This window comes from Bacillus sp. EB V-12 (genome assembly GCF_056158125.1).
The window spans coordinates 115,739-128,223 of the sequence record NZ_JBUXJL010000008.1; the positions used below are offsets into that span (position 1 = coordinate 115,739).

The 12,485-nt window shown below is 35.0% G+C and carries 14 protein-coding genes, 1 pseudogene and 1 riboswitch; of the genes and pseudogenes, 12 read left to right on the top strand and 3 right to left on the bottom strand.

What is annotated here, in order from left to right; translation table 11 throughout:
• Positions 1-37: 37 nt before the first annotated feature.
• A riboswitch (TPP riboswitch) is annotated at positions 38-139 on the top strand.
• 101 nt (positions 140-240) lie between these two features.
• The 5 genes and pseudogenes from ACZDYH_RS22335 to ACZDYH_RS22355 all read left to right on the top strand — a co-directional run.
• The gene (locus ACZDYH_RS22335) at positions 241-561 is read left to right on the top strand and encodes an MTH1187 family thiamine-binding protein (protein WP_000082906.1); all 321 of its coding nucleotides are present in this window, start codon (positions 241-243) and stop codon (positions 559-561) included.
• The gene (locus ACZDYH_RS22340; RefSeq protein ID WP_001057166.1) at positions 533-1,306 is read left to right on the top strand and encodes an ABC transporter permease; all 774 of its coding nucleotides are present in this window, start codon (positions 533-535) and stop codon (positions 1,304-1,306) included. The genes ACZDYH_RS22335 and ACZDYH_RS22340 overlap by 29 nt, the downstream gene beginning before the upstream one ends.
• Positions 1,303-2,301, top strand: coding sequence for an ABC transporter substrate-binding protein (locus ACZDYH_RS22345; protein ID WP_000715573.1), 999 nt, complete (start codon positions 1,303-1,305; stop codon positions 2,299-2,301). The genes ACZDYH_RS22340 and ACZDYH_RS22345 overlap by 4 nt, the downstream gene beginning before the upstream one ends.
• Positions 2,298-3,047 (top strand): ABC transporter ATP-binding protein, encoded by a 750-nt coding sequence (locus ACZDYH_RS22350; RefSeq protein WP_000016084.1) that lies wholly within the window; start codon positions 2,298-2,300, stop codon positions 3,045-3,047. The genes ACZDYH_RS22345 and ACZDYH_RS22350 overlap by 4 nt, the downstream gene beginning before the upstream one ends.
• Positions 3,044-3,238: pseudogene (locus ACZDYH_RS22355) on the top strand (P-loop NTPase family protein); the annotation flags it as partial. The gene ACZDYH_RS22350 and the pseudogene ACZDYH_RS22355, both read left to right, overlap by 4 nt.
• A gap of 443 nt (positions 3,239-3,681) precedes the next feature.
• Here the strand turns inward: ACZDYH_RS22355 and ACZDYH_RS22360 are convergent.
• Positions 3,682-5,706: a glycosyl hydrolase family 18 protein gene (locus ACZDYH_RS22360; protein WP_474887198.1), complete on the bottom strand. Its 2,025-nt coding sequence runs from the start codon at positions 5,704-5,706 to the stop codon at positions 3,682-3,684.
• A 371-nt stretch (positions 5,707-6,077) separates the two neighbouring features.
• Here ACZDYH_RS22360 and ACZDYH_RS22365 point away from each other — a divergent pair, with 371 nt between their 5' ends.
• From ACZDYH_RS22365 to ACZDYH_RS22395, 7 genes are all read left to right on the top strand, one after another.
• Positions 6,078-6,449: a DnaJ family domain-containing protein gene (locus ACZDYH_RS22365; RefSeq protein WP_000382376.1), complete on the top strand. Its 372-nt coding sequence runs from the start codon at positions 6,078-6,080 to the stop codon at positions 6,447-6,449.
• Positions 6,450-6,459: 10 nt separating this feature from the next.
• A complete protein-coding gene (locus ACZDYH_RS22370; protein WP_000206515.1) occupies positions 6,460-6,774 on the top strand; it encodes a thioredoxin family protein in 315 nt (104 codons plus the stop codon).
• A gap of 13 nt (positions 6,775-6,787) precedes the next feature.
• On the top strand, positions 6,788-7,033 hold the full coding sequence (locus ACZDYH_RS22375) for a hypothetical protein (protein WP_000505774.1): 246 nt from the start codon (positions 6,788-6,790) through the stop codon (positions 7,031-7,033).
• Positions 7,034-7,158: 125 nt separating this feature from the next.
• On the top strand, positions 7,159-7,302 hold the full coding sequence (locus ACZDYH_RS22380; RefSeq protein WP_000817981.1) for a hypothetical protein: 144 nt from the start codon (positions 7,159-7,161) through the stop codon (positions 7,300-7,302).
• Between the two features lie 80 nt (positions 7,303-7,382).
• Positions 7,383-7,964 (top strand): TetR/AcrR family transcriptional regulator, encoded by a 582-nt coding sequence (locus ACZDYH_RS22385; protein ID WP_001254439.1) that lies wholly within the window; start codon positions 7,383-7,385, stop codon positions 7,962-7,964.
• A gap of 66 nt (positions 7,965-8,030) precedes the next feature.
• Positions 8,031-9,263 carry an MFS transporter gene (locus ACZDYH_RS22390; RefSeq protein WP_102956415.1) on the top strand — a complete coding sequence of 411 codons (1,233 nt, stop codon included), beginning with the start codon at positions 8,031-8,033 and terminating at the stop codon, positions 9,261-9,263.
• 56 nt (positions 9,264-9,319) lie between these two features.
• Positions 9,320-9,571 (top strand): helix-turn-helix transcriptional regulator, encoded by a 252-nt coding sequence (locus ACZDYH_RS22395; protein WP_002023181.1) that lies wholly within the window; start codon positions 9,320-9,322, stop codon positions 9,569-9,571.
• A gap of 69 nt (positions 9,572-9,640) precedes the next feature.
• Here the strand turns inward: ACZDYH_RS22395 and ACZDYH_RS22400 are convergent, their stop codons facing one another.
• Together ACZDYH_RS22400 and ACZDYH_RS22405 are read right to left on the bottom strand one after the other, a co-directional pair.
• Complete coding sequence (locus tag ACZDYH_RS22400; RefSeq protein ID WP_000738816.1) at positions 9,641-10,924, bottom strand: MFS transporter; 1,284 nt, start codon at positions 10,922-10,924, stop codon at positions 9,641-9,643.
• 108 nt (positions 10,925-11,032) lie between these two features.
• Positions 11,033-12,346 carry an alkaline phosphatase family protein gene (locus ACZDYH_RS22405; RefSeq protein WP_102956413.1) on the bottom strand — a complete coding sequence of 438 codons (1,314 nt, stop codon included), beginning with the start codon at positions 12,344-12,346 and terminating at the stop codon, positions 11,033-11,035.
• Positions 12,347-12,485 lie beyond the last annotated feature (139 nt).

Consider the following 12,485-nt stretch of genomic DNA (forward strand, 5'->3'; position numbering starts at 1 on the left):
TTTGTTCAATAAAATAAATCATGCTACAATGAAAACGAATTAAGGACCGGGGAGCCAATTGGCTGAGAGGATGTAAGTAAACATCGACCCTCAACCTGATCTGGATAATGCCAGCGTAGGGAGTTACTTAAAGTGATGTAGCATATGTTATTCTGTAATAACTTGCATACAAGGCTTTCCTACGCAGTAGGAAAGCCTTTTCTTATTTTTGAAATTTATTTTTATAAGGGGGATTTTATTATGTCACAACAAGTTACAATGTCATTTTCAGTAGTACCACAAGCAAAAACGAAAGATGTATATTCTGTTGTCGATAAAGCAATTGAAGTTGTGCAACAATCGGGAGTTCGTTATGAAGTAGGAGCAATGGAAACAACTTTGGAAGGAGAATTAGATGTACTTCTTGATGTCGTTAAACGTGCGCAACAAGCTTGCGTCGATGCTGGAGCAGAAGAAGTGATTACTTCTATTAAAATCCATTATCGTCCAAGCACTGGTGTAACGATAGATGAAAAGGTTTGGAAGTACCGTGATGAATATGCAAAACCAGAAGCAATCTAAACTTATTACAACTATTTGGCTTATCCTTCTCATTGCGATATGGGAAGGATCTGTTTCATTATTTAAAATCGAACCGTGGATTTTACCAAAGCCTTCTGCCATTGTTCAAGAATTAATTGGGATGAAAGATTTACTATTACCAAATACGATGCAAACACTGCAGGAAGTTATAATTGGACTATTCTTTGCAATTTTATTGGGGACGAGCATCGCAATTATTATGGACGTTATACCGTTATTTCGTATTTTAATAAATCCATTGCTCGTTATTTCGCAAACAATTCCAATTGTTGTACTTGCACCGCTATTTATTATTTGGTTTGGATATGGGATGTTGCCGAAAGTAATGGTCGTAATACTCGTTTGTTTCTTCCCAATTGCGCTTAGTATTTTAGAAGGTTTTCAAACAGTAGATAAAAACATGTTGAAACTGTTACAAACAATGAAGGCGACAAAATGGCAAGTTTACCAGAAAGTAAAATTTCCAGCAGTGCTTCCATACTTTTTCTCAGGTTTAAAAATTGCAGTTACATATAGCGTAATGGGGGCAATTATCGGAGAATGGCTCGGTGCAAGTGAAGGATTAGGCGTTATGCTTACGAGGGCTACAAAATCCTTTTTGACTGCCCGAGTATTTGGTGTTGCAGCAATCATCGTTATGGTGACATTATGCCTGTATTTTATCGTAGAGTTTATGGCAAGAATAACAGCACCATGGATATATAGAAAGGACGGCAGAAAATGAAAAAAGGTTTGAAAGTTATGTTAGCTGCCTTAGTAGCGGTAGGTGTGGCTGGATGTAATCCGGCGAAGAAAGAAGAAAGTGCAAGTAAAGATCAAAAAGTAAAAGTAGTATTAGATTGGTTTCCAAATACGAATCATACTGGCTTGTATGTAGCGCAAACGAAAGATTATTACAAAAAGCAAGGATTAGATGTAGAAATTATTCAACCAGGTGACAATGTAACAGCAGAGCAAATGATAGCATCAGGAAAAGCAGACTTCGCAATAAGCGCACAAGAAAATGTAACGTTAGCTCGTGTGGAAGGAATTCCTGTTGTATCTGTAGGAGCGATTATTCAGCATAACACTTCAGCGTTTGCATCGCTTAAGAAAGATAATATGACGTCACCGAAAGATTTTGAAGGTAAACGTTACGGCGGCTGGGGAGGACCAGCGGAAGAAGCGACATTAAAGACGATTATGGATAAACATCAAGCTGATTTTAATAAAGTTGAAAAAATCATCTTAGGACAAACAGATTTCTTTAAATCAATCGGTCGTGATGCAGATTTCGAATGGATTTATTACGGTTGGGATGGTATTGAAGCGAAGCGCCAAGGAAAAGAGTTAAATACGATTATGGTGAAGGACTTAGATCCAGCGCTTGATTTCTATAGTCCTGTTATTATTACGAGTGAAAAACATACGAAGCAAGATAAAGACTTTGTGAAAAAGTTTATGAGTGCAACGACAGAAGGTTATAATTTTGCAATTAAGGAACCGAAAGAGGCTGCTGATATTTTAATTAAAGCTGTTCCAGATGTAAATAAAGATTTAGTTCAAGAAAGCCAAAAATGGTTAAGTACGAAGTATCAAGATGATGCTAAAGCATGGGGAGTACAGAAGGAAGAAATTTGGACGAATTACATGAATTTCTTATATGACAACAAAGTTATTAAAAAGAAAATCGATGTAAAAGATGCTTTTACAAATGAATTCCTTCCAAGTGAAAAATGAGCGGATTACAAATAAAAAATATAGTGAAATCTTTCGACGGAAAGAATGTATTAGAGAATATTAGTGCCTCTATACAAGAGGGAGAGTTTGTTTCCTTTGTAGGACCGAGTGGTTGCGGGAAAAGCACATTATTAAACATGATTGCAAATGTTGAAAAACCAACAAGCGGGAACGTAACGTATAACGATAAGCAAGTACAAGAGCAAGATGTTGTTAGTTATATGCCACAACAAGATTTATTACTACCGTGGCGATCAGCTTTGCAAAATATCGTTCTTCCGTTAGAAATTGAAGGAAAGCCGAAAAAACAAAGGCTGACAGAAGGAATGGAAGCATTAAAGCAGTTCGAACTAGATGAATATGCAGACCATTATCCAGATGAATTATCTGGTGGTATGCGTCAAAGAATTAGTTTTCTGCGCACATATTTATGTGAAAAGCCAATTATGCTGCTTGATGAGCCTTTTGGTAAATTAGATGCATTTACAAAAATGGAAGTACATAGCTGGCTTTTAAACTCTTGGCATCAAGAAAAGCAAACAATCGTTATGGTGACACATGACTTAGATGAGGCAATCTTGCTTTCAGATCGCGTATTTATTTTATCTCAAAGACCAGCGTCAATAGTTGGCGAGGTACAAGTGAAATTACCTAGGCCGAGAACGATGGATATGTTAACATCACTCGAATTAAAAAAGGATAAAGAAGAGATTTTAAGTGTGTTAGCTCCTTATATGAAAAAATAGAAAAAGCTGATGTTTTAATTTTAGACGAACCGACTAATCATTTGGATGTAGAAACTAAGATGGCTTTACAGGAAGCGTTACAACAATACAAAGGAACGGTTTTAATTGTCTCACATGGACCTTCTTTCTATGAATCGTGGATAACAAAAGTATGGAATATAGAAGATTGGAATACTGAACAATATGAATAAAGAAAAGGCATTAGCTTTTAGGAGCTAATGCCTTTTCTTTGTGATTAACATGATTTTCGAGAACTCTTACATGAGAATTGTATGAAGAAGCACTCTTATGGTGCGCTTATAAGCGTGCTTTTTCTTTTGTTATATTTATAATACGAAAGCCTTTCCCTAACAGGTGACTATCTTTCTTTATATATATAGATAGTTCAAAATGGAATGAAAATAATTCCTTTATGTAAAGGATAATATGGATATTATAGGAAGACAATAGAAATTAAAGGAAATTCATGTAAAATTCAAATGAACTTCATATAAACTTCATATTAGAAATTAAATATAATTATAATAGGTTATTATGATATTTTTGATTTTTCGTAAAATTAAAAGTTTGAATTTAGGAGGTATTGCTCAAACCTAAATTCAAACTTTAGTGAATTAATTAATGGATATTACGTCTAGTTTTCGCTAATGACGGTATTTAAAAGTTCGGCAGGATTACCTGTTCCTGCACCGCCAATTGTAATAAATCCACCAGGAGGAATTTCACCATTCCATCCTGCGTTCGTAATTACATAATGATTATTTGTTTTACTACTAATTTTAGAATCCCAAACTTGTGTTAAATTACCGCTATAATCAAATTCTAATTTCCAATTTTTAATAGGAGTCGTTCCATTATTTTTGATTATAATCGAGAAGTTATAACCGCTGCCCCAATTCGAAGTGACTGAAAATGTAGCAGTACCATTTCCATCAGGAGGTGTCGTATTAGCTTCATCCGTTTTGACAGTAAGAGCGGTAGGTTGTGATTTATTTCCAGCAGCATCTTTGGCAATTATTGAAAATGTGTATTCCGTATTAGGTTTTAAGTTTTTAATTGTAATGCTATTTGTTGTTGTACTCCATTTCTCTTCTCCAGCAGTAATTTCATATGCCATAACTCCTACGTTATCAGTAGATGCAGTCCAGTTTAATTGAACTGAGTTTGAATTTTTATTCGTAACTACAACGTTTTTAACATTCGTTGGTGGCTCAGTATCTTTTTGACTAATAGGTCCACCAAGTAATTCTTTTACTAGCGTATCAAGTAATTTTGGACCACTGCAACTATATTTTGGACTTGTACGGCAATCTCCGCTTAGTTCCCAAAACATTGCTCCACTTAAACCTTTCGTCTTTATATAGTCTGTTTTGTATTTCATAGATTCATTGTCATCGTAGCTAATAAATGTGCCTGTAGTTGCATTATATAAATAAGGTACTTTAGCTGTGTCATTCCAGTAGCGTACAAAACCATTTTTATTAACGTAATTGGCTGCTAAATCACCGTAATCATACACACCTGTGTCACCGGTAGAATAATCATCCCAAGTACCTTTAGAAGCAAGTTTCCCATCACTACCTGGTTTGCAAGGTTGATATTGTCCGTTATTTTCTTTGCCACAACTTTTCCAGCCACGTCCGTAAAAGGGTACGCCTAATACTAGTTTATCGACTGGAACACCTTCATTTGTATAAACATTTATAGCACCATCTACGTAAAAATTCGTATTTGCTGCTGGGTCATTTGGATCCTTATATAGAGCTGCATTATGATTAGAAGTAGCTTCCCATCCGCCGTGGAAATCATATGTCATAATATTAATCCAATCGAGTATTTGAGAAATTTTCTTTAGCTCTGTATGATCAGCGTAGCGTTGGCTTGCGCCTGAAGCGATTGTTAGTAAATATTGTTTGCCATCTTCAGCACCTGCTTTATTCAAAGCATTTCGGACATCTTGAAGAAGGAGAGTGAAATTTTGTTTATCTTCAGGACGATAACTACCACCAGGAATCGTTTCAACGCCCGGATATTCCCAGTCTAAATCTACGCCATCAAACCCATATGCGCGAAGAAAAGCTACTGTAGATTCAGCAAATACTTTTCTTGTTTTTTCATCAGCGGCCATATCAGAAAAGCGGTTAGACCAAGTCCAGCCACCAACGGAAATAATTGTTTTTAAGTGAGGATATTTAGCTTTTAATCGTTTTAGTTCCCCGAAATTTCCGCAACGGGCATATTTATCGCAATCTTCCCAAGTTGTCCCTGAGCCAGGATACGATTTGGTAACATCAGCCCATGGTTCACCGAGTACGAGAGTACCATTAGGAACCTCTTTATTTTGCAATGGTACACCAGATTCTTTACAGTTCCACGTTTGTTTATTTGGATTATCAGGATGAGTAGAAGGGTTTCCATGTTTTCCATTCCAACAAATATCCGCGAAAGCATAGTTAAGGTGAGTAAGCTTTGATGCATCAATGTCAGCAACTTGATAATTACGTCCGTAAACGCCCCACGAAGGAAAGTACCCAACAATTTTTTGACTTTGCTTTGGTGAATCTGCTAATGCGAGATTTGGAGTAATAAAATTTGTGAGAAAAAGAGGTAAGAAAAGTAGTAGAGATAGTAATAGCAGTGTGAATTTTTGAGACCTCATAGCCATTTCTCCTTTCAAAATAAAAGATATATTTAAAGGCATACGCCAATAAACCAAAATGAATCTAGACGTATGAAACGTCTAGATAAAATGATCAGACATCACGAAGTCTATACAAGGGAGCTGGGGGTGATTAAATCGTAACAAATGTAAGATTTAGTGTAAACGCTTTATTAAGTTGAAAAAGACTTTCTCAATACAAAAAGGCTTGAATACAAACTATATATGAAAACGAAAGATTGGTATGGGAAGAAAAAGCTCATTATAAATAAATTTGAGAAAAAATTGTATGGAGCCAATTATTAAAGACGTAGAAAGATAAGGAAATATCATGTAAAATAATAGTAAAAATATGTATAGGAGGGAATAGTGTGGATGTGTTTTTGAACATTGCTGAAGAAAAAATTCGACAAGCAATACGGAATGGTGATCTTGATTATCTTCCGGGAAAAGGAAAACCACTACAATTAGAAGATCTTTCAATGGTACCTCCAGAACTTAGAATGAGTTATAAAATTTTAAAAAATGCGGGAATGATTCCACCAGAAATGGAACTACAAAAAGATATATTAAAAATAGAGGATTTAATTGCTTGCTGTTATGATGAAGAAGAGAGAAAGAAATTACGAGAAGAGTTAACAGCAAAAACTCTTCGTTTTCAGCAGGTAATGGAAAAGAGAAAGATTAAAGATAGTTCAGCTTTTCGTATGTATCAAGGCAAATTATTTCGTAAATTACGCTAAGAGGGATAAGATGACTACATTTAAAACGATAGAAGAATTAGCGACCTATATCGAAGAACAACAATTGGTACTTCTGTTTATTAAAACGGAAAATTGTGGTGTTTGTGATGTTATGCTAAGAAAAGTAAATTGCGTATTAGAAAATTATGATTACGTAGAGAAAATAGAAATATTACTACAAGACATGCAAGAGATTGCGGGGCGATATGGAGTATTTACAGGGCCAACAATTTTATTATTTCATAATGGAAAAGAAATTCTTCGTGAATCACGCTTCATTTCACTTGAAAATCTAGAGAGAATCATTCAATTATTCGAGGAATAGGGGAGGCTTTTATATGGGATTTATTATTGTCATACTATTATTTGTTGTAGTTGGAATAATCGTAACAGCAGTTCGATCGAACAAAAAGAAGGTGAACTTGGCGAAACAAAATAACATACATAACTCATCTAACAGCTCATCACCATTATTTTTCTTTGCTGGATCGGATAATGATAGCTCGCATGATGGCGGTTCACATGATTGTGGAGGCTCTTTTGGGGGAGATAGCGGAGGAAGCTGCGGTGGCGGTGGGGATTGATGAAAATGCGCCTTATATAGGCGTATTTCTTTTTAAACAAACGTTTGATTAGTCGGCTTACATATACATAAACACAGTTAAACAAACGTTTGATTAATATTTTTAACATACTAAGGGGAATGGAAATGAAAAGGGAACCGAAAGTGAAAAATAAGGGGAAAGTAGTGTTATTTTTATTAGCTGCGGGAGGCGTATTTCTTGTTAAATTAGCATTTAAATTTGGAACAATACATATGATTCGAACTTGGTTTGAAAGTACGTTTTCTTAAATAAGGAATATAGCCTCTTGCGATAGAGGTTTTTGATTTGTTATTATTAGACTGAACGGTCGGTTTAAAGAGGTGTGAATATGAGAAGAAGCGCAGAAGAGATAAAGAAAGAAATTGCATACAAAGCAGAAAGTCTATTTTCACAGAAGGGCTACGCAGCTACATCTATGGAAGAGATTTGTGAAATTACAGAGCGAAGTAAAGGAAGTATTTATTATCACTTTAAAAGTAAAGAAGAATTATTTTTATTTGTAGTGAAACAGCATACGTATGATTGGCTTGAAAAATGGAATGAAAAAGAGAAGTTGTATAGCACTAGTACTGAAAAACTATATGGTCTCGCGGAATATCATGTAGAGGACATACAGCAACCAATTTCAAATGCAATAGAGGAATTCTCTATGAGTCAAGTTGTAAGTAAAGAGATTTTGGAGGAACTATTAGCTTTAACTAGAGAATCATATGTTATGTTTGAGAAATTAATTGAAGCAGGTATACAGTCTGGAGAGTTCCGTGAAGATAATACTCGTGATCTTATGTATATTGTGAATGGATTATTATCAGGGCTTGGAGTACTTTACTACGAGCTAGATTATAAAGAGTTGAAGCGTATTTATAAAAAGGCAATAGATGTATTGTTAAAAGGAATGGCAGCTGAATAATAGGTCAGTTGCTTTTCTTACAAAATAAAATAGACCGAACGGTCGGTTTATAAAAGGGGGATGAAAATGAACGCTTTATTTAAAAACCGAGCATTTATGCTCGTTATGGCATCTGATATTTTACAACAATTTGCAATTTGGATCAGAAATATGGCTCTTTTATATTTCATAATGGAGCGAACGAATAATGATCCGGTTTCTGTTTCTTTGTTATCAGTTATGGAATATGCACCTATTTTTATTTTCTCGTTTATCGGTGGTGCGCTAGCTGATCGTTGGAATCCGAAAAGAACAATGGTCGCTGGAGATGTATTAAGTGTACTGTCTATTATAGGAATTGTCCTGTTGTTAAAGCTGGATTATTGGCAGGCTATATTTTTTGCAACACTCATTTCCGCGATTGTAGGCCAGTTTTCTCAGCCCTCATCTTCGCGCATATTTAAGCGCTATGTAAAAGAAGAAGAGGTAGCAAATGCAATTGCATTTAACCAAACATTACAGTCATTATTTCTGATTTTTGGACCAGTGTTAGGATCGCTTGTGTATACACAACTTGGTTTATTTACGTCACTATATAGCTTAATCATTTTATTTTTGTTATCTGCTATCGCCCTTTCATTTTTACCAAAATGGGTTGAAAAAGAGCAAGTGGCGAGAGATTCATTAAAAAATGATATAAAAGAAGGTTGGAAGTATGTTCTTCATACGAAAAATTTACGTATGATTACGATCACTTTCACCATTATAGGCTTAGCTGTTGGATTAACAACTCCATTAGAGGTGTTTCTTGTAATAGAACGCCTTGGAATGGAAAAGGAAGCAGTTCAATATTTAGCTGCAGCTGATGGAATAGGTATGTTAATTGGTGGTATTGTTGCTGCAATTTTCGCTTCAAAAGTGAATCCGAAAAAAATGTTTGTATTCGGTATGGGCATATTAGCAATGTCATTTTTAGTAGAAGGGCTATCTACATCATTTTGGATTACTAGTTTCATGAGGTTTGGAACAGGTATTTGTTTAGCTTGTGTTAATATTGTTGTCGGTACGCTTATGATTCAACTTGTACCAGAAAATATGGTTGGAAGAGTAAATGGGACGATTTTACCACTGTTTATGGGGGCAATGCTAATTGGAACTTCACTAGCTGGAGGATTAAAGGAACTAACTTCACTAGTTACTGTGTTTTGTATAGCAATGGCACTTATTTTATTAGCGATAGGGCCAGTTCTACGTATGCAAATAAAAAAAGAAGATGTTGCTAATAAAGAGGCACTAACAAATTCGTTAGCTTCGAAATAACTATTGTAAGGGAGCAATATTGCTCCCTTTTTCTTTGAGGAACTTTTGACAACTATATGAGCCAATTATATACTGATGTTGTAAAAACGATTTTACAGGTTAGGAGCAATGGTGTGAAAAATCAAATCTATGAATTACGCACTGAAAATAATATTTCACAAGGCGCATTAGCTGATAAATGTAAGGTTTCTAGACAAACGATAAATGCAATTGAGAATAATAAATATGATCCAAGTTTAGCGTTAGCATTCCGTTTAGCTGAAGTATTAGGAACAACTGTTGATAAATTATTTTTGTACAAGCAGTAGAGTCGTTCATTATAAGTCGCACCTTTAAAAATAAAAAAGATCCTCTTCTTATGAGAAGAGGATCTTTTCTTATAGCGTTTTAGTCTTTGGACTAGGTGGTGTAACGGATGTATTATTTTCTGGAACTCTAGTTAGTAAAAATCCTCCGATAATAAACAGAACAATAATACTAAGAACACCAGCGTTTGTTTTTCCTGTTAATTGGGTTGTAACACCGACTAATACTGGACCCATAATCGCGGCAAACTTGCCAAATATATTATAAAATCCGAAGAATTCATTTGCAGATTCTTTAGGTACTAGTTTTGCAAAGTATGAACGACTTAGTGCTTGAATACCACCTTGAGATGTAGCAACTAACATTGCTAAAATCCAAAAATCAAGTGTCGTTTTTAAGAAATAAGCATATGTGCAAATAATGATATAAATAATGATACCGACATATAACATTTTTTTACCAGTAAATGTTTCAGATAGTTTTCCATATAGTAAAGCAAATGGACAAGCGACAATTTGTGTTACAAATAATATGATTAATAGATTCGTTGCACTAATACCGAGATCGGTTCCGTAAGCGGTAGACATAGTAATAATCGTATCGACTCCGTCAATATAGAAAAAGTAAGCGATTAGAAACATAAATACAGTTTTATATTCTTTAATATTTTTAAAAGTATCAGCAAGGCGTTTGAAGCTCATTCTAATAGGTCTTGGATGACGTTCAATATAGTGCGTTTGCTCTACGTTTTTTAGCATTGGAATTGTAAATAACCCCCACCAAAGAGCTGTTATCGCGAATGAAATTTGACTAGCAATGCCAACTGATAAAGGGATAGTTCCTTTTTGAGCAAGAATGATAAGAGTGATACAACCGATAAATGGAATAGTACTCCCAATATAGCCTAAAGCGAAACCTCTCGTAGAAATTCGATCCATTCTATCTTCAGAAGTGACATCTACTAAAAATGCATCATAAAAAATGTTTGCTCCAGCAAAGCCGATTAAGGCGAGCATATAGCACCCTAGCAATAAGTACCACTGAGAGGTTGGAACGACTGCTAACATACTTGTAAATACGATACCGAGTCCAAAGAAGAATGTGAAAAAACGTTTTTTAAATCCTTTATAATCAGCAACTGTGCCAAGAATAGGAGCAAGTATAGAAATTAAAAGTGTTGCGAATGAGTTTGCATATCCCCAATATGCTGTTGAAGTTGCCCCAGATAAACCCGCTTCTTTTGCAGCTGCTTTAAAGTAAATTGGAAATAATGCAGTTGTAATGACGAGCGAATATACGGAGTTCGCCCAATCGTATAATATCCAGCTTTTTTCTTGTCTGGACATTTTTTTCATATAATGTTCCCCCTCAAATTTGTTTTACTAACAGTGTACAAAAATAAAAATTATAAAAAGAGAAACAATGATGAATTTTACATAACTTTTACATATATACACAGTTCTTTACAATTGGAGTAAATCCTCTACAATTGATCCGTCTGTTTCACCTAAGTGTAAACCGAGTAGTCTAGCGATAGTTGGGCCCTCATCAATAAGTCTCATATACGGGACGGTAACGCCACTTTTTATTCCTTTCCCAGCAGCGATAAAAATTGTTTCATAGTTAGGTTTTGTTGGAGAGTATCCATGCGTACCAAATGTATATTTTTTACTAGGCGTAACATCTTTTTCGGTAATTTCTTTTATAAAATCTCCTGTATAGTTTTCAGTGAAATAATACCCTTCTCGTGCTTCTAACATGAATAAACAATTACCGTCTGCACCGCAGTCTTTGGCAGCTTCATCATGAAGTATAAATTCAATTCCGTTTTGTTTATTTTGAAGTAGTTCTTCAAGGAGTAGTTGTACCTCCCGAATTGTATCCGTATCATTTTTGTCCTTTACATATACATAGGCAGAGCCGTCGCAACTTTGGCAATAGGCTTTCCAGTCTACTAATTTTCCTTTTTTATTAAGAGATATAAGTCCTCTTTGATGGAATAGCACATTTAATTGGATGGATTTGTTTTCACTTAAAGCGCTATGATCACCAAGGGCAATAATTGTACTTTCTTCGTATAAGTCACTTTCTTTTAGTGCTTGAATAATTTTCCCTAGACGTTCGTCGTGTCTCTGGATAGCAGCTATTGTTCCGTTAGATTCAAAGCCGTGATAGTGTCTTTGTGTGTCTAAATCGGTGAAATGTACAAACATGACATTAGGCTTTTTCGTCTGGATTGTATGCACAGCAGAGGCGAGGACGAAATCATCCAGTTCTGGTTGTGATAAACCATTTCTTATATGGCCGAAACGACGATTTAAATCTAATTGGTATAGTGGGCTACCGCTAAATAAGGAAACTAACACTTGATTTTGCCAAGGTCTATTGGGGAAAATTTCTGGTAAATTGTAATCAATATTCGCTCTTCCAGTAACAGGCCATAGAAGGGCAGCTGTCGTTAAATTTGCTTTGCGCGCTTCATCATACAATGTTGTTCCTTTTATTGATTTTCGGTACCAATGCCAATCAGGTGATTCACGCCCTGGTTGAAGTAACGTATTGCTAACAACACCGTGCTTGTTAGGGTAATTACCGGTTACGATTGTTGAGTGGCTTGGATATGTTACAGAAGGATAAATTGGTTCTACTTTTTCGACAACCGTGCCCTTTTTTATTAGAGATTGGAAATGAGGTAGTTTTTGTAGTATAGGAAAATCTAAAGCTGATAAACAGTCGAATGATAAAATAATGACATGGTTTGTTAATGCTTTATCCATAAAGTTCCCTCCTGATTATATAAAACCTATTCTTATATATTACTATTAATACCTAGTAATAAAAATATATTTTTAGGTGAAAATTTATTATTTATTTTCAGAAAAATTAAACATATAATTAAGTATAAGGGAATCTATG

Excerpts from the sequence above, each read along its gene's own strand:
- ACZDYH_RS22335 (WP_000082906.1), top strand. The coding sequence starts at position 241 with ATGTCACAACAAGTTACAATGTCATTTTCAGTAGTACCACAAGCAAAA.
- ACZDYH_RS22340 (WP_001057166.1), top strand. The coding sequence starts at position 533 with ATGAATATGCAAAACCAGAAGCAATCTAAACTTATTACAACTATTTGG.
- ACZDYH_RS22345 (WP_000715573.1), top strand. The coding sequence starts at position 1,303 with ATGAAAAAAGGTTTGAAAGTTATGTTAGCTGCCTTAGTAGCGGTAGGT.
- ACZDYH_RS22350 (WP_000016084.1), top strand. The coding sequence starts at position 2,298 with ATGAGCGGATTACAAATAAAAAATATAGTGAAATCTTTCGACGGAAAG.
- ACZDYH_RS22360 (WP_474887198.1), bottom strand. The coding sequence starts at position 5,706 with ATGAGGTCTCAAAAATTCACACTGCTATTACTATCTCTACTACTTTTC.
- ACZDYH_RS22370 (WP_000206515.1), top strand. The coding sequence starts at position 6,460 with ATGACTACATTTAAAACGATAGAAGAATTAGCGACCTATATCGAAGAA.
- ACZDYH_RS22375 (WP_000505774.1), top strand. The coding sequence starts at position 6,788 with ATGGGATTTATTATTGTCATACTATTATTTGTTGTAGTTGGAATAATC.
- ACZDYH_RS22380 (WP_000817981.1), top strand. The coding sequence starts at position 7,159 with ATGAAAAGGGAACCGAAAGTGAAAAATAAGGGGAAAGTAGTGTTATTT.
- ACZDYH_RS22385 (WP_001254439.1), top strand. The coding sequence starts at position 7,383 with ATGAGAAGAAGCGCAGAAGAGATAAAGAAAGAAATTGCATACAAAGCA.
- ACZDYH_RS22390 (WP_102956415.1), top strand. The coding sequence starts at position 8,031 with ATGAACGCTTTATTTAAAAACCGAGCATTTATGCTCGTTATGGCATCT.
- ACZDYH_RS22395 (WP_002023181.1), top strand. The coding sequence starts at position 9,320 with ATGAGCCAATTATATACTGATGTTGTAAAAACGATTTTACAGGTTAGG.
- ACZDYH_RS22400 (WP_000738816.1), bottom strand. The coding sequence starts at position 10,924 with ATGAAAAAAATGTCCAGACAAGAAAAAAGCTGGATATTATACGATTGG.
- ACZDYH_RS22405 (WP_102956413.1), bottom strand. The coding sequence starts at position 12,346 with ATGGATAAAGCATTAACAAACCATGTCATTATTTTATCATTCGACTGT.